This is a genomic window from Clostridium sp., from assembly GCF_036781005.1.
In the GTDB taxonomy this organism is placed as follows: domain Bacteria; phylum Bacillota; class Clostridia; order Clostridiales; family Clostridiaceae; genus Clostridium_B.
On record NZ_DAIQBT010000026.1, the window covers coordinates 19,972 to 42,878 of the forward strand.

The window sequence follows — 22,907 nt, forward strand, 5'->3', positions numbered from 1 at the left end:
ATGGCTAAAGTTCAATATTTTGGTACGGGTAGAAGAAAAAAATCAATAGCAAGAGTTAGACTTGTTCCAGGTGAAGGCAAGATAACTATAAATAAGAGAAGTATAGAGGAATATTTTGGATTGGAGACATTAAGGGTTATAGTTAATCAACCCCTAGTTTTAACTTCAACAAATGGGAAATTTGATGTACTGGTAAATGTTCATGGAGGAGGATTTACTGGTCAGGCAGGAGCTATAAGACATGGAATATCAAGAGCTCTTTTAAAAGCAGATGAAAATTTGAGACTGGAACTTAAAAAAGCTGGATTTTTAACAAGGGATCCAAGAATGAAGGAAAGAAAGAAGTATGGATTGAAAAAAGCAAGAAGGGCACCACAGTTCTCAAAGAGATAAGTTTGCATATTAATAGGAAATCTTTATTTTTTGTTAGTGGTATGGAACAAAGATATTGTATATTAAAAGGATGTTTTCAAAGGGGGAAGTTCCCTAGGAGACATCCTTTTTTGTGGTATATTATAGAAATAATTCGGCAAATAAAGTAATATAATAAGCCTGTATCATTTTGATCCTGGCTTGTTATTTTTTAGTATATAAATTTGAATTATAAAAATAGATTAATAACTTTTAAGTCATTAGGCAAAAATATATGTGTTGAAATAATTATAGGGAGTGAGTTTTTTGAAGAGAAAAAATATAAATTTTGTATTCAATATTATTTTAACATTAGTAGTTATTTTTGTATTAAATAATATATGTATACCATTAGGATTAGACAGTAACATTGTTAAAGCTGTGGATAAAAAAAATATTACAGTACTGTTGGATCCAGGACATGGTGGAATAGACAGTGGAGCCGTGTCAAAGGATGGTATAATGGAAAAGGACATAAATTTAAAAATAAGTAACAAACTTAAGGACAAATTACTAAAAAAAGGATATAAAGTAGTTATGACACGATATGACGATAAAGGTCTTTATACAGATGACGGCAGAATAAGAAAGAAAAAGATAGAAGATCTGGATAATAGATGTAAGTTAAAAGAGGATTCTAAGTGCAATATGTTTATAAGCATACATTTAAATATGTTTCCTCAATCTAAGTATTACGGTGCTCAAGTGTGGTATTCTAAAAATGAAAATAGCAGGAAACTTGCTGCTATTCTTCAAAAAAATTTGGTTAATGATTTAGATAATAACAATAACAGAAAAGAAAAAGCAGCATTTGATTCTTATAAAGTATTAAGATGCAAAGATCATATGCCTTCAGTATTAATAGAATGTGGTTTTTTATCCAATGCCGGAGAAAAGGATAAATTATTAAAAAATGAATATCAAGATAAAATAGCAGAATGTATAGAAAAGTCTATTAATGAATACTATTCTTTAAATTAAGGGCTGAAGATGTTCCCTTGTAATTCTGAAAAATAATACTGCAGTACTTAAATATGGGTAACTGCAGTTATTAAATTATATGGATTATAATAGTATTTAAAGAATATTGATATTTATCTTGTGCTATGCTAACATTTAGGTAAAGAAGTGGGTTTATATAATAGTTCATTAGTTTTGAGGTGAGTAACATAGACATTAAAATAAATAAAGACAGCAGTGTTCCTCTATACTTACAGATAAAAAAACAAATAATAAATTTATTAAAAGAGAATATTCTAAAAGTGGGTGATAAGATGCCTACAGAAAGGGAATTGTCTGACAAGCTTGGAGTAAGTAGAAATACTATAAGTACAGCCTATAATGAATTAGAGCAGGAAAGTATTTTAAGATCCTATCAGGGAAGAGGAACTTTTGTTGAAGGAGAATTAAATATTTGGAAGATTCAAAATATAAAACAAAAAATAATGAAGTTTATAGATCTTGGATTTGAAGAAGCAGTGAAAATGGGAATGGATGTGGATGAATTTTTAGAAGTTGTAGCTCAAAGAGTGAGAGAAAAAAAAGACTTTATGAGTAAAATAACTGCAATGTATGTGGAGTGTAATATTGAACAAGCTGAAATATTTGGAAAACAGCTTATGGAAAATACGGATATGAATATAATTTCCATTACACTTGATGATATAAGCAGAGGCGGTAGTGAAATTAACAAGATTATAGAAAAAAGTCAGGTTATAATAACTACATTTAATCATGTAAATGAAGTGACTATGTTGACTAAGAAATTTCAAAAAGAAATAATAGGAGTTTCAATAAATGTAGACTTAGAAACTATAGTTAAGATTGCAAGATATCCTGAACAAACTAGATTTGCATTTATTTGCATATCAAATGAGTTTATGTTTAAGGCTAGAGGAGCACTTGAAAAGGCAGGACTTTACAATATAAATATGCAGTTTACCAATACCATGAATAAGCAGGAACTTTTAAAGATAATAAATAATTCAGATGTATTAATAGTATCACCTGGAAGATATAAGGATGTCAAGCTATTTAATGTAAATCATAAACATATAATGAAATTTATGTATAATGTAGATGATAATTCTATAACGGATTTAAAATCAAAAATAATTGAGCTTAAGTACAATAAATGATAATTTTAGGGTGCTTTTTTACCAAGCAAAGGATTTACTAAAATTAATAGGTCATAGGATTATAATAAGTTTGGAAATATAGAGGGGAATGAATATGAGTTTAAGGAATAAAAAATGGCCAGAAGAATATTTTTTTAAAACTAGAAATAAAATATTAAATTATAATATTAAGAATGCTGTAAATTATTTAAGAAAGGTGCCGGATTATAAAAATTTATCCAAAAGACTTGTGGCAGCAAAGGAGAGTTTTATAACTTTAATACAACCAGAAATAACTGATATTGTAGAAGAACAGCCCGGATTGTTAAGATATTTACAGGATGAAGGTAACCCAGACTTATTCTTAGTCAATATTAAAGGTGATGTGGCTGAAAACGAAAATAATGGTTCCTTAAATTTAAAACGTTTTATTGAAAAATGGAGGGGAATATGTGAATCCATTAATGTCTCTATTGAAGGCACATATAATACTTCTCATTATAGATTTCTAACAGAAATAGTTTTTTTAAGTGGCATCACATCTGTTGGAGGAGGGGCAATATCTCATAATATGATTGAACGATCAAATTTGCCTATAGAAGAATATATTCTAGATTGGCAGTATTGTGATAGGGTGGTTGGATTTTATGAAGAACAGGGCATATCAATAAATAAGGAGATCTTGGGGGTAGCCAGCTACAATACTTTAATCCCGCCCAGTATTTCAAATGCAGTATCTATAATAGAAGGATTACTTGCAGCAGAACAGGGTGTTAAGAATATAACTGTAGGGATAACACAAGGGGGAAATCTAATTCAGGATATAGCATCCATAAAAGCTTTAGAAGAACAGATAGGGGAGTATATGAAAGATTATGGGTATAAGGATGTTTATATAACTACGTCATTTCGTCAAAGTATGCTGGAATCTTCAGAAGATGAGGGAAAAAACTTTGGAATTACATCTGTAGGAACTGTTACAGCAGTTTTAGCAGGAGCCACAAAAGTTGTAATAAAAACATCTAAATTGAGTAAAGAAGTTAATAGTTCAATAATACGTACTGCAAAAATGCCCATAAATATTCTGGAAGGACAAAGACTTGCCATGTCTAAGGAATTGGAGACAGAAGTAGTTATAATTAAGGCAGAAGTAAAGTGTATATTGGATAAGGTTTTGGAATTGGGAAAGGGAGATTTAGCTGTAGGATTGGTAAAAGCTCTTCAAAATGGAGTTATAGATATTCCAGGAGTGTCTTATGGACATAACAAAGATAGAGTGGTTTCTGACAGAGACAGTACAGGGGCCATAAGGTATATGAAATTCGGTAATATTCCCTTTACACAAGAACTAAAAAATTTTAATAAGAAAAGGATGCAAAGTAAAAATATCAAAAATAAATTTTAAAGTAATTTATCAGTATATTAAGGAGGAATAGTGTTAAAATATGAGAGAAATACATATATCTGATATAGTAAAAGCTGTAAGAAAACTCTGTATAGATGCTAACTATTATCTTCCAGAGGATGTTAAAGATAAAATAAAAAAGTGTGCAAAAGAAGAAAAGTGGCCTATAGCAAAGAACATTTTGAATAAGATACTTGAGAATGTGGACTTATGCAGCAGTGAAAGTCTGCCTATGTGTCAAGATACTGGAATGGCCTGTGTATTTATAGAAATAGGACAGGATGTTCATGTGACAGGTGGAAGTATAGAAGATGCTGTAAATGAAGGGGTTAGACAGGGATATGTAGAAGGTTACTTAAGAAAATCCGTAGTTTGTGATCCCTTGAATCGGATAAATACCAAGGATAATACACCAGCTATAATATATTATAAAATAGTTCCAGGAGATAGGTTTAATATAAAAGTTGCTCCAAAAGGATTTGGATCAGAAAATATGAGTAAGATTAAAATGTTAAAACCAGCGGATGGAATAGAAGGAGTTAAGAATTTTATAGTAGATGTAGTGAAAGAGGCTGGTGCCAATCCCTGTCCTCCTATAGTAGTTGGTGTAGGCATAGGAGGTACTTTTGACAAGGCGGCATATCTTGCTAAAAAATCACTTTTAAGGTCTCTTTATTTAAAAAATCAAAATGAATTTTATAGGGATTTGGAAGAGGAGCTTTTAGTTAAAATAAATTCTCTTGGAATAGGGCCTCAAGGATTTGGAGGTAAAACCACAGCCTTAGCAGTAAATATAGAAACTTACCCTACACATATAGCAGGTTTGCCTGTGGCAGTGAATATAAATTGTCATGTTACAAGACATAAAGAAATAGAATTATAATATTTAATGATGATGGGAGTTGAAAATTCGTTTAATTAACGATAAGTATAAATGGAAAAAAATATTGTGTGTCCTTTAACAGAGGAAAAAGTCAAAGATTTAAAAATGGGGGATAGTGTTTTAATATCTGGAACCATATATACAGCTAGAGATGCTGCTCACAAAAGATTGGCAAAATTGATAGAGGAAGGTAGTGAACTTCCTATAGATATAAAAGATTCCGTGATATATTATGCAGGGCCCACTCCTGCAAAGCCAGGCAGTATTATAGGATCTGTAGGCCCAACTACTAGTTATAGGATGGATTCTTTTACACCTATGCTATTAGATAAGGGATTAAGGGGAATGATAGGAAAGGGTCTTAGATCAAAGGAAGTTGTAGAGTCTATAAAAAAGAATAAAGGTATTTATTTTGCAGCTATAGGAGGTGTTGCAGCAACCATAGCAAAATGTATAAAAAAAGTAGAGATAGTGGCCTATGAAGATTTGGATTCAGAGGCTATAAGAAAATTAGAAGTGGAAAATTTTCCCGTAATCGTGGTAATAGACTCAGAAGGAAATAATTTATATGAGATGGGACAAAAAAATTATTTGAAGTCTGTTATTTCGGAAATTTAAAAATTCAATGTACCCGAAAGATACAATGGAATCTTAAAAAAATTCTGCCTATTTACGACATAAAGCTTGTAGAGATTCAACGAAAAAAGTATAATTATGAGTATACTACCAAAGTCTTAAAATTTAGAAAGGGAGGTTAAGGGTATATAAGAATTAACAATTCTTATTAGTATGTTATGGGTATTAATTTTACTGTAAATGATTCTAATGCTAAAGGTGGCATAAATAAGGGGCAAAATGACGATAATATAAATAAGAGTGAAGTTACTAGTGATATGGAAGGAGAACTTATTAAATCCATATATGTAAATTGTATTTCAGAAAATTATAATGGAATAGATGCAATTATAGATAAAAAATATACTAGGGATGATATTATTAAAGATAAGAAAGAAAGAGAGTGTAGGAGAAGGTGGCTCATAAAGGATTATTTGGCTCCATTGCTCTCCATGAAAGTCAACTATCCTGGAATCTGTAAGAATAATTGTGTAAGTTTTAGAATAATGAAGATATTTTGTAAATTGGTAATTGATGAATTTAAAAATAGAATAATGTATAAAGATTTGCAGGTAACAAGTGAAGGACCCATACTAACTTTGGTTATCAATGGGGATGTCTGTAATATAAAAAGAAAGGTTATTGGCATAGAAGAAAATCATATCTTAGGGAAATATATTGATATAGAAGTATATAATAGTGATGGAACTAAAATTAATAGAAAGAATCTTGGGTTTAAACCTAAAAAATGCTATATGTGTGATAATGAACTCTTAGATTGTATAAATGATAAAAGGCATAATGTAGATGAAATGAAGCAGTGTATAAAAGATGAACTTGAAAAGTATCTGAAAAATAATGAGTTTAAAAATTAAATTCCATAGAAAATTTAATTTTTAAAGCAAATGATTTAGTCTTTCAAGTAAATATTTCTGAAGGGCTAAATTAAAGCTGTTTAGGAGGAAATGTAAATGGCTTTTAACAGGGAAAAAAGTATAAATTCCAATTCATCTAGTAAAAATATACTAAAGATAAAAGTTATAATATTCAGTATTTTATGTGTTGTAGCGGTGCTACTATTAGCCAAAGTTTACTATGATAATACATACAAAAACAGTAATAAGCATTCACAAGATGTTACTATGGAGGATTTAATTATAAAAAAGGCAGATACAAGTGAAAGTGAAAATGACAGAAAATTGGAACAAAAATATAAAGAGGCGGAATACTTTTTTAGTAATAAGCAGTATGGGGATACTATAGCTAAAGCAGATGAAATAATTAATGAGGATAATACCTTTTACAAGGCTTATAATATAAAGGGCATAGCGCTGTGTTATAACAGTAATTATGAAGAAGGAATGAAAAATATAGATAAGTCTCTTCAATTAAACTCTGATTTTGGATATGCAAGGTTTAATAAAGCCCTTGCCTATGAACTTTATGGGAATTATGAAGAGGCTCTTAATTGGTATGATAAGGCTTTGAAAGTAGAAAATTATATATGGAGTTATTATGGTAAAGCAAGTATATATGGAAGACGTGGAGATGTTTCAAATACAGTAAGGTTTTTAAAAATAGCTGTAGATATGTCACCGGATATCAAAGAAATAGCTAGAGAAGAGGAGGATTTTAATCCTGTGAAGGACTCACGAGAATTCCAAGATGTAGTGAAATAGCATATCTATTTTATATGGCTTGTGTTAATTTGTAATTAATAGTAAGGGATATAGTAATAATTAAGTTTGTATATTTTAAATCCTAGATAAAAATTTATTTAAATAACATAATCTCAGGAGGAGAATAAATGAAGAAAGGGATAGCGGCTTCTAAAGGTTATGCAATAGGTAGGATAGTTATAAAGGAAGAAAATGGGTTGCAAGTTGAGAGTACATATGTATCAGATGTATTGAAAGAAAAGGCCAGATTTGAAAAAGCATTAAAATTATCTAAAAAACAGCTTGAAAAGATAAAGGAAAAAACCAAACATCAGCTTGGAAACAGGAAAGCAGAAGTATTTGAGAGTCATATTATGCTCTTGGAGGATATAGAATTTGCAGGCGCAATAGAATTAAAGATAGAAAATGAGGGCATAAATGCAGAAAAGGCTGTTTACGATATAGTAAATTTGTATATGGAAACTTTTAAACTTATGAAAGATGAATATATAAGAGAGAGATCCATGGATATAAAAGATGTGGGTGACAGAATACTCTCAAATCTCACTGGAAACGTAACATCTTTTGGAAACTTAGTCAGTAATACAGTAATTGCAGCTCATGATTTAACACCATCAGATACAGTTCAGTTAGATAAAGATAAAGTGATAGCATTCATTACGGACTTTGGTGGAAAGACTTCTCATAGTGTTATTATGGCCAAGGCTTTTGAGATACCGGCAGTGGTGGGTATGAAAGATATAACAAGCTCTGTTAAGAATGGAGATTTGGTTATTGTAGATGGAGTGGAAGGTATAGTTATTGTAAACCCTAGCAAAAAGTTGGTAGAAAAATATAAAATTAAAATCGAAAAATATAATGCAGAAAAAGAGAAACTAAAGAGTATGATAAATTTAAAAGCAGTTACAAAATCAGGCAAGCAAATAAAACTTTTAGGAAACATAGAAAGGTGTGAGGATGTAGAGCAGGTTATAAAAAATGGCGGGGATGGCATAGGTCTTTTCAGAACTGAATTTTTATATATGGATAGGGATACTATGCCACAGGAAGATGAGCAATTTGAAGCATATAAATATGTCCTTGAAAGAATGGAAGATAGTCCTGTAGTCATAAGAACATTGGATATAGGTGGAGATAAAAAACTACATTATTTTCCTATGGGAGAAGAATCTAATCCTTTCCTGGGATATAGATCCATAAGAATATGTCTGGATAGAAAAGATATATTTAAAGTTCAGCTTAGGGCACTTTTGAGGGCATCAGTTTTTGGAAATTTAAAAATAATGTTTCCCATGATAAGTTCGGTAGAAGAGTTTCTACAAGCAAAGGAAGTATTAAAGGAATGTATGAAGGAACTTATTTTAGAAAAAAAGAAATTTGATAAAGACATACAAGTTGGAATGATGGTAGAAGTACCTGCTGCGGCCATAAATGCAGATGAAATGGCCAAATATGCAGATTTTTTTAGTATTGGAACCAATGATTTAATACAATACACATTAGCTGTAGACAGAGTAAATGAAAAAGTAGCCTATCTTTATAATCCAATGCACCCTGCAGTATTAACTCTTATAAAGACTACCATAGAAGCTGCACATAAAAATAAAAAGTTATGTGCTATGTGTGGGGAAATGGCGTCAGATGAGAGTGCTATCAAATATCTGGTAGAATGTGGCCTGGATGAATTCTCCATGAATCCTCAATCTATATTAAAGGTGAAGCAATTTATCAAAAGTTATTGTTAAAAACAGAATAGGTATAGTTTTTAGTAGGAAAATATTATGATATAATTTAGTTAAGATATATGATAGGAATAATACCAGAGACCATATAAAAGGGGGATTGCACAATGAAATTTAAAAAAGTGAATTTTCTGATATGCTTAGCCTTAATGATTTTAACAGTATCTTTTACAGCTTGTTCTTCCGATAAAAACACTTCTTCTACTAAAGTAAATACAAATACTTCTTCTGATAATAATGATAAAAAAGTAAATTCAGATACAGAAAATGATAACACCAAGGATAAAAGTGATGAACAGACAACACAAGATAATAGTTTTTCATCAAGTACTACTAAAAATGCAAGTGGAATAAGTTTTACAAAAGAACAATTGGGTAGTAAAACGGAAATAACATTTAACACTGAATGGAAAAATTCAGAGGATGGAAGTTATAGTGCTTGCATAGAGGGTAAAGGCAGTGAAGCCTTAGAAGAAGGTGTAGGTAAAATAATAATAAAAAGTGGACAAAATCTTTATAGTTATGAAATAAAGGATAATACTAAAATATCACCTAAATATATAGAATGGGCGGATGAAAAAAATATACTGGTAGTGGTAGCATCCTCTCATGGCACACTGGCAAAGGGTGGAGATTTGTATATGCTTAATGTAAATACAGGGGAAACTTCACTTTTAATAAAGGATTCCAGTAAAAAGAAACAGATAATGTCTGCACAAAAAGAAGGAGATAACATAAATTTAAAGGTAAATATTTATGATGATGATGCATATAATGAATCTCATGTAGAAGATTGGGTTATCAATTCTTTTAATACAAGTTTAAAGGGTAAAATGGAAGTTAAAAATTCTGATGGGAAAGTAGTATATAAAATAAATGAATAAATCACAGAAAATATATAATAAAGCATTAAGTAAATATAATAATGGATATATAGATGCTGCCATAAAGTTATGTGAGGAAAGTATATCTATAGACATAAAAAATAAAGCATCCATTAATCTTAAAGGGCTTTTGTTGTATTTAAAAGGTGATTTGGATAAATCACAAAAGCTCTGGAAAATGAATTATCAGGTTAATGGGGATGAAATTGCTGAAAAATACCTTGAGAGTTCAAAGAAGGATAGTAATAAAATAGAATATTATAAAGAAGCCTTAGTATTGGTTGAAAAATTTAAAATAGATGAGGCATTGGTGCTATTAGAAAAATGTGCTGAAAGTGATTTTAATTATATTAATGTGAATAATTACAGTGCACTATGTTATATGAAAAAAGGACAATATGCCAAGGCTTTGGAGAAGATAAATAATGTGCTTAAAATAGATGTGAAAAATACAGAGGCTAAAGAAAATATAAAATTGCTTGAAAGTATAAATGTAATAGATAAAAAAAACAATATAAGAAAGATATGTTATATTTCTTTTGCAGGTATTTTGATAGCATGTGGTATATTTTTCATTTTCAATAAATCAGGTGTAAGTTTTACAAAATTTTTTAATACAGGAATTATGAAAGCACAAAATATAAATCATGCGGATAATAAAAATGTTAAAAGTGTCAGTAGAAAAACCGATAAAAATATAAAGAAAACTTTTCCTCTTGCAGACATGGAAAATTACATAAAGAATAAGGATTATGATTCTATGTATATACAAGTCATGAATTGGAGGAACTATAAACTGGATTCTAATGAGGCAAATTTGATATCTGAAGCATATAAGCTTTTAACAACAGAAGGGTGTGTTTATTTTTACAATTTAGGGTGTAACTATTTAAAGAATGAAGATTATAATAATGCGAAGTCCTATTTAAAAAAGTCTTATGAATTTGGAACAGGAAATGAATTATATCCTCATATAATTTATATGCTTGGAACTTCTTTTGATTTGTCGGGAGATTCAAAAGGATCACTGAAATATTATGAAGAGTATGATGACAATTTTTCTGATGGAAGTTATGAAGAAACGGTGTTGTATAGGCTTGCTGTCATATATAAGGAATCGAATATAACAAAATCTAAAAATTATGCAAAGAAATTGGTGGACACTTATCCTGAATCTATTTATAATAATTCACAAATAAATAATTTAATAAATTAAAGACTAAAAAAAGTTGACGTGAGAAATAATATAATATACAATATAATTAAAAGATATACCCCTGTGGGGTATAAGGAGGGTGAAAAATGGTAGAGGAAATAAAAGATATAAATTTTTCGGAATCTGTTAAGGAATCGTCAACTCCAGTGGTAGTTGATTTTTGGGCTTCATGGTGTGGTCCTTGCAAAATGCTTTCACCTGTTATGGAAGAGGTTGCTACTGAATTAGAAGGAAAAGCCAAATTTTTCAAGATAAATGTAGATGAAAATCCTGTTACAGCAGCTCAGTTTAAGGTTGGAAGTATTCCAACTGTGATGGTGTTCAAAGATGGAAGTGTAGTGGAACAGTTTGTAGGTTTTAGACCTAAAGATACAATAAAAGATGTTTTAGAGAAACACATATAATATAAGTGTTTTATCCGATAATAATTGAAATAAAGATGTATTGGGAGGTGAAAATAATTGGAACATAGGTATGATATGGCTATAATAGGTAGTGGTCCTGCCGGAATTTCTGCAGCAATCAATGCCAAGATAAGAAATAAGGATATTATTATTTTTGGCAATGAAGAACTCAGTGATAAATTGATTAAAGCTCCTAAAATCAGCAATTATATTGGATTTCCTAATATAACTGGATTAGAATTGAAAAGCAAGTTACAAAACCACCTGGATGTTATGGGAATAAATATAACATTTGAAAAAATAAATTCCGTATATGCTATGGGGAACTATTTTGCTCTTGCAGTTAATGAAAAGATGTATGAGGCAAAAACAGTTGTGCTGGCTACAGGTGTAGAATACACAAAGCCATTAAAAGGAGAACAGGAATTTTTAGGTAGAGGAGTAGGCTATTGTGCTACTTGTGATGCACCTCTTTATAAAGATAAAGTCGTTACTGTTATTGGCTACAATAAAGAAGCAGAAAAAGAAGCTAATTATGTAAGTGAACTTGCAAGCAAAGTATATTATATACCTGTATATAGAGAAAATTTTGATTTAAAAGATAACATAGAAGTGATACAGGATAAAGTTTTAGAGATATATGGTACAGACAAAGTAGAAAGAGTTATTCTAAAATACAAATCAATAAGTACAGATGGGGTTTTTGTATTAAAAGGCAGTATTGCACCGGATCAATTGATGCCAGGACTTATTTTAGAAGCAGGACATGTAAAAGTAGATGTAAATATGAAAACAAATATAGAAGGATGTTTTGCTGCAGGAGATTGTACAGGCAAACCATATCAGTATATGAAAGCTGTGGGACAGGGACAAATAGCTGCACTTAACGCTGTTTCATATCTGGATAGGTAGATGGAGCATTCTTCATTAGCAGGTTCCACAGGCTCCATCTGAACTTAAGAAGGGCTGTGAAGAACAATTTAACAATTGTTCTTCACAGCCCTTTCTTTAATTCACTATAAAGAATACATGGTTTCCTATATACTTAATATTTTTCTTATTAATATTTTTCATCCATTCTGATGTAGCTATCTTTGGATTATAAAAGAAAGTAGATTTTCCTGTGGGATCAACTCCTTTTAATGCCTGTGCTACTGCTGTGTAGCTATTTTGATCTGGAGTTACATTTATATCTCCATTTTTTACACAAGAGAAAGCTCCTTTTTGTTTTATGACACCCTCTACTGTTTTTGGAAATTTAGGATATTGTACTCTGTTTAATATTACAGATGCTACGGCTACTTGGCCCTCAAAGGGTTCAGAATTGCTTTCAGCATAAACTACTTTAGCCATTAAGTTCACATCATCTTGAGTTATGTATATCTTTTGGTTAGAGTAATTAAATACCTGAACGATCTCCTCTTGCTGATTAAATAACATAGAATTATCATTAGCAGTTTCCTCTGCACTTATTTTTACAGAGGGAGTTAATAGTAATAACGAAAAAATTATAAAACAAAAAAATTTTTTCAAAATATATCCTCCTTATTACCGACGGGGTTAGCTGACGGGTTCGGAAAAGGCATAACCTACGTAATAAATTACGATTCACCCCAAAGTAGTACTGGTTTCCCCGTGTTTTTTTATAAAACTTAGGCTAATGATATTGTACCCACTTAATAAAATAAAATACTAAAAAACATACTTTATTAAAAATTTATTAAAATAATTACTGTATAGATATAAGCAATGTTAAATGGTATATAATTAATATAGATATCAGTAATAACAGGATGGTGAAATTAGTGGAGCTATTGCAGCTAACGGTTAATTCAGTGAAAAATATAAGTATAACTTCTATTATGGATATATTGGTGGTGGCATACATACTCTATAAAGTGTATATGCTTATAAGAGAAACTAGAGCAGAGCAACTTTTAAAGGGAATTATGCTTATAATATTTCTTATACCTATAAGCAGCTTTTTCAATTTAGTCATGCTTAATTGGATACTTACAAAAACTTTAACTATAGGAGTTTTATCTATTGTAATCATATTTCAGCCAGAAATTCGCAGGGCACTTGAACATCTGGGGAGGACGGCATTTAATGACAAGCATATATTGGCAGACGAACAAATAATGGAAAAGGTAATAACAGAAATTATAACCTCTGTAGAAAATTTATCTCAAAGTAAAACTGGAGCCATTATTGTAATAGAGCAGGTCACAGGTCTTGGGGATGTAATAAATACAGGAACTAAACTGGATGCAGTGGTATCTTCTGCACTTTTAGAGAATATATTTGTGGTAAATACTCCTCTCCATGATGGGGCAACTATAATAAGAAATGATCGCATAGTGTCATCAGGATGTTTTCTGCCCCTTACGAATAACAACCAATTAAATAAAAAATTAGGTACAAGACATAGAGCAGCAATTGGAATATCAGAAAACTCTGATGCCTTAGTTATAGTAGTATCAGAGGAAACTGGCATAATTTCCTTTGTGGCAAATGGAAAGCTTATGAGAAATTATACAAAAGATAGATTAAAAAAAGTTCTCACTGCTATAATGAAGAAAAGATTTCAAAGTAAGGCTACATGGAGGGAGAAGGTGATTGAGTGGAAGAAAAAATTAAAGAAAATCAAATTCTAATAAAAATATGTTGTGTTGTTGCAGCATTTATTTTATGGCTATACATATACAATATAGAAAATCCTATAGTAGAAAGAAAAATTACAGTGCCTGTAACTATAGTCAACAAAAGTATACTTGCTCAATCAAAACTTGTACAAGTTGGAGAAAAGGAACTCAGTGTATCTCTTCTTGTAAAGGGAAATGCATCTGATCTATACTCTATGAAAGCTGATGATTTTGAATTGCAGTCGGATCTAAGTTCTTATGTTATGAAAAAAGGGGAAAATACTATACCTGTATCAGTGAAAAAAAGTCCTGATGACATAACTATTATCAATAATGAAAATCTATGGGTAAAACTTCAATTGGATGAATTAAAGCAAAAAACCTTTTCTATAAAATTAGTATCCCAAGGCAAAGTTAAAGAAGGATATTATGCCTTAGAACCTGTACTTGAAATACAGCAGGCAGAAGTCAGCGGCGCGGAAGATGTAATAAATAAAGTAAAAACAGTTGTAGGAAATTATGATTTAAAATCTGCATCTTCAGATATAAATACATCATTAGCATTACAGGCCAAGGATATATCAGATAATATATTAAAAAATGTAGCTGTTTTTCCATCTTCTGTTAAGGTTACTATACCTGTTGTTAAAATAAAAACTGTTTCAATAAATGTTAAATATAAAAATAGCACTTCTGATACCAGTAAGTCAGTAACAGTGGAACCAGAAAAGGTTGATATAGTAGGAAAAGAAAGTGTTATTAAAGATATAAATGGAATAGATACGGAATCTATTGATTTAAGTAAAATTGAAGGCGAAGAAAATCTTCAGGCAAAATTGATAGTACCTCAAGGAGTGAAACTGGTTTCTGGTACTGGAGTGGTAAAGTTAAAAATTAATTCCAGTGAATTGAATAATTCTAGTAAAACCTCTCAGAAGGAGATGAATCTAAATATACAGATTAAGAATTTAAATGATGCGTATACAGCACAATTAAGCTCTAGTAGTGTATCTGTAGTAGTTTCTGGTTCGGAAAATATTATAAATAATTTAAATGAAAATAGTATATCCTGTTATGTAGATGCTACTTCTCTAAAAGAAGGAGAACAAACGGCAGGTGTAGTTGTATCTCTTCCAGAGGGAGTGTCTTTAGTATCTCAAGATATACAAAATGTTAAGTTACAAGTGAATAAAAAAACATCGGAGGAACAAAATGCCAATAGTAATTAATAATTTAAATATAAGTCTGGATGAAGGTTATGACCAGTTAAAATTGAAAGTTGCTAAAAAGTTGAAGATAAACAGCAGGCATATTAAAGATTTTAAGATAATTAAAGAGTCCATAGATGCCAGAAAGAAAAATGATATAAAGCTTAATTATTCTGTAAAAATAATTTGTGATAATGAAAGGAAAATAGTATCAAGGTCCGGGGGCAGAAACATAAAAATAGAAGAAGAAAATTTAGAAAATGAATTACTTTGTGGTACAAAAAAAATGGAAAACAGACCCATAATTGTGGGAATGGGACCTGCAGGGATGTTTGCAGGTCTTTTACTGGCTGAAATGGGATATAAGCCTTTAATAATAGAAAGAGGGGAAAGAATTGAGGATAGGACTTTAACTGTAAATAAGTTTTGGAATACTGGAAAATTAAATTTTGAATCCAATGTACAATTCGGAGAAGGAGGAGCGGGTACTTTTTCTGATGGAAAACTGACTACCAGGATAAAGGATAAAAAATGTGGGTTTATTTTAGACACTTTTGTGAAATATGGAGCTCCAGAGGAAATAATATATAGTGGTAAGCCTCACATAGGAACGGATAATTTAAAAGTAGTGGTTAAAAATATAAGAAATAGAATAGTAGAATTAGGAGGAGAGATACTATTTAAAAATAAATTGGAGGATTTAATTATAGAACATAAAAGACTGAGAGCTGTAGTTATAAATGGAAATAAAGTCTGTTGTGATAATTTAATATTGGCTATTGGGCATAGTTCCAGGGACACGTATGAAATGCTTTATAAAAGAGATGTATTTATGGAACCCAAGGCATTTGCCATAGGGGTTAGGGTGGAGCATTCTCAGCACATGATAGACGTAAATCAATATGGAAAATTTGCAGGTCATCCTAAACTAAAGGCTTCAGATTATAGGTTAGTGTATAAAAGTAAAGAAGGAAGAGGTGTGTATAGTTTTTGTATGTGTCCTGGAGGAGAAGTAGTGGCTGCAGCCTCTGAAGAGGGTAGGCTTGTAACTAATGGTATGAGTTATTATAACAGGGCCTCAGGTAACGCAAATTCTGCGGTAGTTGTAACTGTGGGAGAAAAGGATTTTCAAGGAAATTCTCCACTTAAGGGTATAGAATTTCAAAGGCATTATGAGAAGTTGGCTTATAATATAGGAGGAGGAAATTATGCTGCACCAGTACAATTGATTAAAGATTTTTTAAGGGATAAAGTAACTCATAAACTTGGAAAGGTAAAATCAACTTATAAACCGGTATGTGAATTTAAAGATTTAAATTTGTGTCTTCCTGAAAAGGTAGCTTTATCATTAAAGGAAGGATTCATTAATTTTGAGAAAAAGATAAAGGGATTCTCAGAAGGAGAGGGAATTATGATAGGAGTTGAAACCAGAACATCTGCACCAGTAAAAATAACTAGAAATGGTAATTTAGAGAGTATATCTACAGAAGGATTATATCCTTGTGGTGAAGGCGCTGGCTTTGCAGGAGGCATAGTGTCGGCCGCAGTAGATGGATTAAAAGTAGCTGAAAATATAATAAGGATATACAAAAGTCCCGTCAAGTAACACAGATAGACTTTAAAGAAAGTTAAACATTCAAATGCATAGTATTAGTAAATTTTTAAGTTCAAAATTAAAAAAATTATTTTAATAATGGTATTTTGTATTCCATTTATTTATAAAACGTGATATACTAAAGAAAATAGATTGTTTACATATTAACAATATAAATTGTCTATAATACCAGTATAAGTATGGTATCTGAAGTGTTATAAAATATGTGTTGCAATTAAATGTAATTTGATATAAATTATGGAGAATAATTTTTATAATTTAAGGGTATATATACTATATGGCTTGAAATTATGATGTATTTTCTTAAAATAGATTGTTTATATATTAACAATTTTCTAAGTTAAACTTTAATTTTATATCTGTAAAGATTTTATGAATTTTAAATGGATTTTTAATTAATATGCTGCCTATATAATAAAATTTTTAATAAATAAGTCTTGCATAAGAATCCCATCAAATTGTTCTATTTTACTCTGTGATAAAATAGAACAGTCTGATGGGATTTTTATATGGCTGTAAACCAATAGATTTAAATTACATTGTAGAAATATTTTTAATATAATATAATATAATATGGGTATTTTAATTAAAGAAAATTAACTTTTAATAAGCGAGGTATTTTAATATGCATAGAATGTTTGGGACCGATGGGGTAAGAGGAATCGCCAATAAGGAGTTAACTCCAGAATTAGCATATAAATTAGGAAAGGCAGGAGCATATGTACTAACAAGTAAATGTCATAAGCCTAAAATACTTGTAGGAATGGACACTAGAATATCTGGAGATATGCTTGAGAGTGCTCTGGTTTCTGGTATCCTTTCTATAGGAGCGGAAGCTATTTGTGTTGGAATAGTACCTACTCCTGCAGTAGCCTATTTAACTAGAAAATATAAAGCAGATGCAGGAGTTGTTATATCAGCATCCCATAACCCTGTAGAATATAATGGAATAAAGTTTTTTAATGGCAAAGGATATAAACTATCAGATGAGTTGGAAGACAAAATACAATATGTCATTGAAAGTAATTTTAAGGATGTATCTATCCCTATAGGATCAAAAGTAGGCAGGAAAATTGTAGAAACGGGAGAGGCTAGAAAAGCTTATGTAGAATTTGCCAAATCTACCATAGATACGGATTTAAAAGGATTAAAAGTAGTATTAGATTGTGCAAATGGAGCGTCTTATATAACTTCTGTAAAAGCTTTTGAAGAATTAGGAGTAAAAGTAAAGATTGTAAATAATGAACCTGATGGAATAAATATAAATCACAATTGTGGTTCAACACATCCAGAAAATCTTATAAAAACTGTATTAGAGGAAGATTATGATATGGGACTTGCCTTTGATGGAGATGCAGACAGATGTTTGGCGGTAGATGAAAAAGGAAATCTCATAAATGGAGATTTTATTATGGCTATAATAGCAAAACATCTAAAGAATGAGGGGAAGTTATATAAAGATGTGGTTGTATCTACTGTTATGAGTAATATTGGTTTTGATATAGCATTAAAAGAAGAAGGAATAAATACAGTAAAAACTCAGGTTGGAGATAGATATGTACTGGAGGAGATGAAAAAAGGAGGGTACAAACTAGGGGGAGAGCAATCTGGGCATATAATTATGCTGGATTACAATACAACAGGAGATGGATTGATTACTGCCCTTCAAATGGCTTGTATAGTGAAAAAAAGTGGAAGAAAGTTGTCTGATATTGCCTCTATGATGAAGAATCTTCCTCAGACTCTTGTAAACGCAAAAGTTCCTGATAATAAGAAGAACACATACATGGAATATGAAGAAATAGTATCAGAGATTAAAAAAATAGAAAAGAGACTGCATGGATGTGGAAGAGTTTTAATAAGACCTTCGGGAACAGAACCCCTGGTTAGAGTTATGCTAGAGGGAGAAGTACAAAGTGAAATAGATGAAATGGCTCATAATTTGGCCAAACTAATTGAAATTAAATTAAATTAGTGGTGTAAAATACATTGTCAAAAAATTTGACAGTGTGTTTTTTATTTATGTACATTTTGTAAATTAGGAAGATTCATAAAGAGTAAATTATAAGTTGACAAAAAATAAGTGAAGAGAATATAATAAGTTAACAGCTTAAATGCTGTAATATTTTTGAAGGAAGGTGTGTATTTTATTATAATATTTGAGCATAAAAAGCGCCAGAACTCAGAGAATTATTTATAAGTTAAAACATATATAATTATCTTAAAAGTATAACTTGCTTTGAGTTGACGAGGATGGGGAGTATCGAATCTTCGGCGGGTGCCCCACGGTATCGCACTACCGTTAACAGCTGATAAAACCAGAAAGTGATTTTTGATACAACATCAGCTTGGTGTTAAAACCTTTAGCAAATTAGAGTGGTATAACTTACTCTAAATAGTACAGTTACCTGTTTTTAATTTTTAATAGTAATCAGGGTTTTTTGATTATTATTTATGTATTTAATATTTATGGGTTTATTAAAAGCTGTGCTTAAGTTTATCCAAATGTCACAATTAACTGATTCCACCTTCTTCAAAGTGGGTGATAGGCATTATTATGCATATGGATAAATGATTCTATTAAATATGAAAGGAAGATTAAATATGTGCGGAATAGTTGGCTTTGTTGGAAAAAAAGATGCATCACCTGTTTTGATTGAAGGATTAAGTAAACTTGAGTATAGAGGATATGACTCTGCAGGTGTTGCTATAATAGATAATAACCACATAAATGTAATGAAGTGTAAAGGAAGACTTAAAAATCTTGAAAAAAAATTGTCAGGACATCCCCTAAAAGGTATAGTTGGAATTGGACATACCAGGTGGGCAACTCACGGCAAACCATCAGATCTAAATGCACATCCTCATAATAGTCAGGATGGAATAATAAGTGTAGTTCATAATGGAATAATAGAAAATTATGCACAACTTAGAGAGTGGCTTATTTCTAAGGGATATAAATTTGTATCTGAAACAGATACTGAAGTTATACCACAGCTTGTGAATTATTTTTATGATGGAGATTTAACTTGTGCAGTTATGAAAGCTGTGTCTAAGCTGAAAGGAAGCTATGCACTGGGAGTTATTTGTTCAAAAGAGCCAGGAAAACTTGTGGCAGTGAGAAAAGACAGTCCCCTTATAGTAGGACTTGGAGAGGGTGAGTACTATATAGCTTCTGATATACCTGCTATATTGAACCACACTAGGGAAATATATCTTTTAAATGATAATGAATTTGTGGTTATAACTGAAAGTGGCGTAAAGCTCTTATCAGAGGATGGTAGTGAGGTAAAAAAAGATATATATCATGTTACATGGAATGCAAATGCTGCTGAAAAGGGTGGATTTGAACATTTTATGATGAAAGAAATTCATGAACAGCCCAAGGCTATCAGAGATACAATGATATCCAGGATCATGATGGATAAACCTATAGCTTTGGACGATATAAAGATAACAAAAGATGAAATTCAAAATATAAATAAAATATATATAGTAGCTTGTGGAACTGCCTATCATGCAGGAATAGTGGGAAAATATGCAATTGAAAAATTAGCTGGAATACCAGTGGAAGTGGATATTGCTTCTGAATTTAGATATAGGGAACCTATAATAAATGAAAAGACACTTATGATAGTTATAAGTCAGTCAGGAGAAACCGCAGATACACTGGCAGCTTTAAGGGAAGCAAAGTGCCATGGAGCTCGGGTGATTGCCATAACTAATGTAGTTGGAAGTTCTGTATCCCGGGAAGCGGATGATGTTTTATATACATGGGCAGGCCCTGAAATAGCAGTTGCCTCCACAAAAGCTTATGTAACTCAACTTATTGCAGTTTATATAATAGCACTTTTCTTTGCTCAGAATAAAAATACTATTAGTAAGGAAGAGATAGATGAAATAAAAAGAGAAATGCTGAGACTTCCTATAAAGGCAGAAAAAGTTTTAGGAAATAAAAAGGTAATCCATGATTTTGCAGCAAAGATCTTTAAAGAGGAAGATTTGTTCTTTTTAGGAAGAGGACTTGATTATGCAGTTGCTTTGGAAGGCTCTTTAAAGCTAAAGGAAATATCTTATATTCACTCGGAAGCTTATGCAGGAGGAGAACTAAAGCACGGACCTATAGCTCTTATTGAAGATGGAACTGTAGTTATTGCAGGGGTTACACAGAAAAAATTAGCAGAGAAAATGATAAGTAATATTAAAGAAGTAACTACCAGGGGGGCTAAGGTTTTAGCTTTTACATGGGAAGGAAATACCGATATTGAGGAAACTGTGGATTCTGTAATATATCTTCCAAAGGTAATGGACATATTATCCCCAGTGATTTCAGTAATTCCACTGCAGCTTTTAGCCTATTATATATCCATACAAAAAGGATGCGACGTGGACAAACCGAGAAATTTGGCCAAGTCAGTTACGGTGGAGTAGAGATAATGGATTAAGCAAAGTCTGTTGTAGTTTTGAAATAAAGTTTGATATTTTGAAATAAAATTTCACTAAAATTTCTAAAGATAGAGATAAAGATACTATACGTGAGATGTGTAGTATTTAAGACAAAGCTAAATATAATAGAGTAAGCCGCACAGTCTCAAATTTTGTGAGAATGTGTGGCTTTTTTATATAAAGGATGTTGATTATATGGCAAAAAGAACTAGGAAACTAAGAGCTTATCCGTAAATAGTTTCTGGTATGATACGATAATAAAGAAAAAGGGATAGGGAGAGATCTGCAAATGATACAAAAGCAATCATGGGAGATAACAGATGAGTTTTGGGAAGAAGTAAAAAATCTAATACCAGAGAAACAAAGAGATCCGAATAAAGAATATAAACGAGCTGCTGGTGCTGGAAGAAAGCCAATGGAATCAAGAAAAATATTAGAAGCAATTTTTTATGTACTTCGAACAGGTATACAGTGGAAAGCACTACCAAAAGAAAAGTTTGGAGCATCCAGTTCAATTCACAGATATTTTATGGCATGGTGCAAAGCTGGAGTATTCGAAAACAGACAGAAAATTAGTCCAAATGCATTTATTGAATTAAATGATGGAATAATAGATGTTATTTATAATGAATGTGATGAATACAGCCTTTGGAATGGATATAGATTAAGTGCCATTGATAGAACTACACTATATAATTTACAATAACACATAGCTAATCCTGAAAAAACTTTTAAATAGCTGGTAAAGTCATCAAGAAAAATTTTTAATGATGTATCTTGAAGAAAACCCTAAGAAAAGGAATAAAATCTATAAGGAAATCATGAAGAAAGTTTCAATGAGCACTATTCCTATAAGGCTCAATAGGCGAAATCCTCGCATCAAAAGAATTATAAGGGGAAAATATAGAAGAAATAAAAAACGCAGTTTATAGACTTTAAAATTTGAAAGATGACAAATAGGACTTTACATAATAACAATCTTTCTGAGGACACATTATCTGTACTCAGGGGCAGGAGAAATAATAGGAACAAAATTAGAAAGAATAGCAGAAATATCAGCAAATACAAGAAAGTCAGAATTTACTTCACTGTATCATCATATTAATGATGAGATGCTTAAGCAGTGTCACAGAGAACTGGATGGGAATAAGGCAGTAGGCATTAATAAAGTTACAAAAGCAGAATATGAAGTCAATTTAGAAGGAAATATATCAAATTTATTAAAAAGGCTAAAGAATAAGTCATATAAGCCATTACCATCATTAAGAGTATTTATACCGAAAGGTAATGGTAAAAGGTGCCCATTAGGAATTGCATCCTATGAAGATAAGATAGTACAACTTGCTGTGAAGAAAATATTGGAGGCAATTTATGAGCCAAGATTTCTAAGAAATATGTATGGGCTCCGTCCAAGACGTGGCTGTCATGATGCTATCAAGGAAATTCATAGCAGAATGTATAGTGGAAAGATAAACTACGTTGTTGATGCGGATATCAAAGGGTTCTTTGACCATATGAATCATGATTGGATAATGAAATTTTTAGGAGTGTACATAAAAGACCCCAATAGCTTATGGCTGATTAGGAAATACTTGAAAGCTGGTGTTATTACCGATGGAGTATTCCAAGAAAGCGTA

The 22,907-nt window shown here is 31.1% G+C and carries 21 protein-coding genes and 1 riboswitch; of the genes, 20 read left to right on the forward strand and 1 reads right to left on the reverse strand.

Going from position 1 to position 22,907, the window contains the following annotated elements:
- The 13 genes from rpsI (at window position 1) to V7Q02_RS11175 (ending at window position 12,268) form a co-directional block, all read left to right on the forward strand.
- Complete coding sequence (gene rpsI, locus V7Q02_RS11115) at window positions 1–393, forward strand: 30S ribosomal protein S9 (protein ID WP_011988838.1); 393 nt, start codon at window positions 1–3, stop codon at window positions 391–393.
- Window positions 394–756: 363 nt separating this feature from the next.
- Window positions 757–1,392 (forward strand): N-acetylmuramoyl-L-alanine amidase CwlD, encoded by a 636-nt coding sequence (gene cwlD / locus V7Q02_RS11120; RefSeq protein WP_333861107.1) that lies wholly within the window; start codon window positions 757–759, stop codon window positions 1,390–1,392.
- 179 nt (window positions 1,393–1,571) lie between these two features.
- Window positions 1,572–2,549 carry a GntR family transcriptional regulator gene (locus V7Q02_RS11125; protein WP_333861088.1) on the forward strand — a complete coding sequence of 326 codons (978 nt, stop codon included), beginning with the start codon at window positions 1,572–1,574 and terminating at the stop codon, window positions 2,547–2,549.
- Window positions 2,550–2,643: 94 nt separating this feature from the next.
- Window positions 2,644–3,933 carry a methylaspartate mutase subunit E gene (locus V7Q02_RS11130; protein ID WP_333861090.1) on the forward strand — a complete coding sequence of 430 codons (1,290 nt, stop codon included), beginning with the start codon at window positions 2,644–2,646 and terminating at the stop codon, window positions 3,931–3,933.
- Window positions 3,934–3,973: 40 nt separating this feature from the next.
- Complete coding sequence (locus V7Q02_RS11135) at window positions 3,974–4,816, forward strand: fumarate hydratase (RefSeq protein WP_333861092.1); 843 nt, start codon at window positions 3,974–3,976, stop codon at window positions 4,814–4,816.
- A gap of 51 nt (window positions 4,817–4,867) precedes the next feature.
- A complete protein-coding gene (locus V7Q02_RS11140) occupies window positions 4,868–5,434 on the forward strand; it encodes a Fe-S-containing hydro-lyase (protein ID WP_333861093.1) in 567 nt (188 codons plus the stop codon).
- Between the two features lie 176 nt (window positions 5,435–5,610).
- Complete coding sequence (gene citX / locus V7Q02_RS11145; protein ID WP_333861094.1) at window positions 5,611–6,306, forward strand: citrate lyase holo-[acyl-carrier protein] synthase; 696 nt, start codon at window positions 5,611–5,613, stop codon at window positions 6,304–6,306.
- 96 nt (window positions 6,307–6,402) lie between these two features.
- The gene (locus V7Q02_RS11150) at window positions 6,403–7,110 is read left to right on the forward strand and encodes a tetratricopeptide repeat protein (protein WP_333861095.1); all 708 of its coding nucleotides are present in this window, start codon (window positions 6,403–6,405) and stop codon (window positions 7,108–7,110) included.
- A 128-nt stretch (window positions 7,111–7,238) separates the two neighbouring features.
- A complete protein-coding gene (ptsP, locus tag V7Q02_RS11155; RefSeq protein WP_333861096.1) occupies window positions 7,239–8,855 on the forward strand; it encodes a phosphoenolpyruvate--protein phosphotransferase in 1,617 nt (538 codons plus the stop codon).
- A gap of 104 nt (window positions 8,856–8,959) precedes the next feature.
- A complete protein-coding gene (locus V7Q02_RS11160; protein ID WP_333861097.1) occupies window positions 8,960–9,736 on the forward strand; it encodes a DUF4652 domain-containing protein in 777 nt (258 codons plus the stop codon).
- Window positions 9,729–10,952: a tetratricopeptide repeat protein gene (locus V7Q02_RS11165; protein ID WP_333861098.1), complete on the forward strand. Its 1,224-nt coding sequence runs from the start codon at window positions 9,729–9,731 to the stop codon at window positions 10,950–10,952. Before V7Q02_RS11160 ends, V7Q02_RS11165 begins: the two co-directional genes overlap by 8 nt.
- Window positions 10,953–11,038: 86 nt before the next feature.
- Window positions 11,039–11,356, forward strand: a complete 318-nt coding sequence (gene trxA, locus V7Q02_RS11170) for a thioredoxin (RefSeq protein ID WP_333861099.1) — start codon at window positions 11,039–11,041, stop codon at window positions 11,354–11,356.
- A 57-nt stretch (window positions 11,357–11,413) separates the two neighbouring features.
- Window positions 11,414–12,268 carry an NAD(P)/FAD-dependent oxidoreductase gene (locus tag V7Q02_RS11175; protein WP_333861100.1) on the forward strand — a complete coding sequence of 285 codons (855 nt, stop codon included), beginning with the start codon at window positions 11,414–11,416 and terminating at the stop codon, window positions 12,266–12,268.
- Between the two features lie 96 nt (window positions 12,269–12,364).
- Here V7Q02_RS11175 and V7Q02_RS11180 read toward each other — a convergent pair whose 3' ends face one another.
- Window positions 12,365–12,829, reverse strand: coding sequence for a cell wall hydrolase (locus V7Q02_RS11180; protein ID WP_333861108.1), 465 nt, complete (start codon window positions 12,827–12,829; stop codon window positions 12,365–12,367).
- Between the two features lie 61 nt (window positions 12,830–12,890).
- A riboswitch (cyclic di-AMP (ydaO/yuaA leader) is annotated at window positions 12,891–13,025 on the reverse strand.
- 136 nt (window positions 13,026–13,161) lie between these two features.
- Between V7Q02_RS11180 and cdaA the strand changes: the two genes are divergently transcribed.
- The 7 genes from cdaA to V7Q02_RS11215 all read left to right on the forward strand — a co-directional run.
- Entirely contained in the window at window positions 13,162–14,013 is an 852-nt protein-coding gene (cdaA, locus tag V7Q02_RS11185) for a diadenylate cyclase CdaA (protein ID WP_333861101.1), read from the forward strand.
- Window positions 13,980–15,230 (forward strand): CdaR family protein, encoded by a 1,251-nt coding sequence (locus V7Q02_RS11190; RefSeq protein ID WP_333861102.1) that lies wholly within the window; start codon window positions 13,980–13,982, stop codon window positions 15,228–15,230. Before cdaA ends, V7Q02_RS11190 begins: the two co-directional genes overlap by 34 nt.
- Window positions 15,214–16,815, forward strand: coding sequence for an NAD(P)/FAD-dependent oxidoreductase (locus V7Q02_RS11195; protein ID WP_333861103.1), 1,602 nt, complete (start codon window positions 15,214–15,216; stop codon window positions 16,813–16,815). Before V7Q02_RS11190 ends, V7Q02_RS11195 begins: the two co-directional genes overlap by 17 nt.
- A gap of 634 nt (window positions 16,816–17,449) precedes the next feature.
- Window positions 17,450–18,799: a phosphoglucosamine mutase gene (gene glmM, locus V7Q02_RS11200; protein ID WP_333861104.1), complete on the forward strand. Its 1,350-nt coding sequence runs from the start codon at window positions 17,450–17,452 to the stop codon at window positions 18,797–18,799.
- 629 nt (window positions 18,800–19,428) lie between these two features.
- Window positions 19,429–21,255: a glutamine--fructose-6-phosphate transaminase (isomerizing) gene (glmS, locus tag V7Q02_RS11205; protein WP_333861109.1), complete on the forward strand. Its 1,827-nt coding sequence runs from the start codon at window positions 19,429–19,431 to the stop codon at window positions 21,253–21,255.
- A gap of 304 nt (window positions 21,256–21,559) precedes the next feature.
- Window positions 21,560–21,976: a transposase gene (locus tag V7Q02_RS11210; RefSeq protein ID WP_333861105.1), complete on the forward strand. Its 417-nt coding sequence runs from the start codon at window positions 21,560–21,562 to the stop codon at window positions 21,974–21,976.
- 316 nt (window positions 21,977–22,292) lie between these two features.
- On the forward strand, window positions 22,293–22,907 hold a 615-nt coding region (locus V7Q02_RS11215), incomplete at its 3' end, for a reverse transcriptase domain-containing protein (protein WP_333861110.1).

What these genes read in the sequence shown, in the direction of transcription:
- rpsI (WP_011988838.1), top strand. Translation starts at nt 1, where the DNA reads ATGGCTAAAGTTCAATATTTTGGTACGGGTAGAAGAAAAAAATCAATA.
- V7Q02_RS11130 (WP_333861090.1), top strand. Translation starts at nt 2,644, where the DNA reads ATGAGTTTAAGGAATAAAAAATGGCCAGAAGAATATTTTTTTAAAACT.
- V7Q02_RS11135 (WP_333861092.1), top strand. Translation starts at nt 3,974, where the DNA reads ATGAGAGAAATACATATATCTGATATAGTAAAAGCTGTAAGAAAACTC.
- V7Q02_RS11140 (WP_333861093.1), top strand. Translation starts at nt 4,868, where the DNA reads ATGGAAAAAAATATTGTGTGTCCTTTAACAGAGGAAAAAGTCAAAGAT.
- citX (WP_333861094.1), top strand. Translation starts at nt 5,611, where the DNA reads ATGGGTATTAATTTTACTGTAAATGATTCTAATGCTAAAGGTGGCATA.
- V7Q02_RS11150 (WP_333861095.1), top strand. Translation starts at nt 6,403, where the DNA reads ATGGCTTTTAACAGGGAAAAAAGTATAAATTCCAATTCATCTAGTAAA.
- ptsP (WP_333861096.1), top strand. Translation starts at nt 7,239, where the DNA reads ATGAAGAAAGGGATAGCGGCTTCTAAAGGTTATGCAATAGGTAGGATA.
- V7Q02_RS11160 (WP_333861097.1), top strand. Translation starts at nt 8,960, where the DNA reads ATGAAATTTAAAAAAGTGAATTTTCTGATATGCTTAGCCTTAATGATT.
- V7Q02_RS11165 (WP_333861098.1), top strand. Translation starts at nt 9,729, where the DNA reads ATGAATAAATCACAGAAAATATATAATAAAGCATTAAGTAAATATAAT.
- trxA (WP_333861099.1), top strand. Translation starts at nt 11,039, where the DNA reads ATGGTAGAGGAAATAAAAGATATAAATTTTTCGGAATCTGTTAAGGAA.
- V7Q02_RS11195 (WP_333861103.1), top strand. Translation starts at nt 15,214, where the DNA reads ATGCCAATAGTAATTAATAATTTAAATATAAGTCTGGATGAAGGTTAT.
- glmM (WP_333861104.1), top strand. Translation starts at nt 17,450, where the DNA reads ATGCATAGAATGTTTGGGACCGATGGGGTAAGAGGAATCGCCAATAAG.
- glmS (WP_333861109.1), top strand. Translation starts at nt 19,429, where the DNA reads ATGTGCGGAATAGTTGGCTTTGTTGGAAAAAAAGATGCATCACCTGTT.
- V7Q02_RS11210 (WP_333861105.1), top strand. Translation starts at nt 21,560, where the DNA reads ATGATACAAAAGCAATCATGGGAGATAACAGATGAGTTTTGGGAAGAA.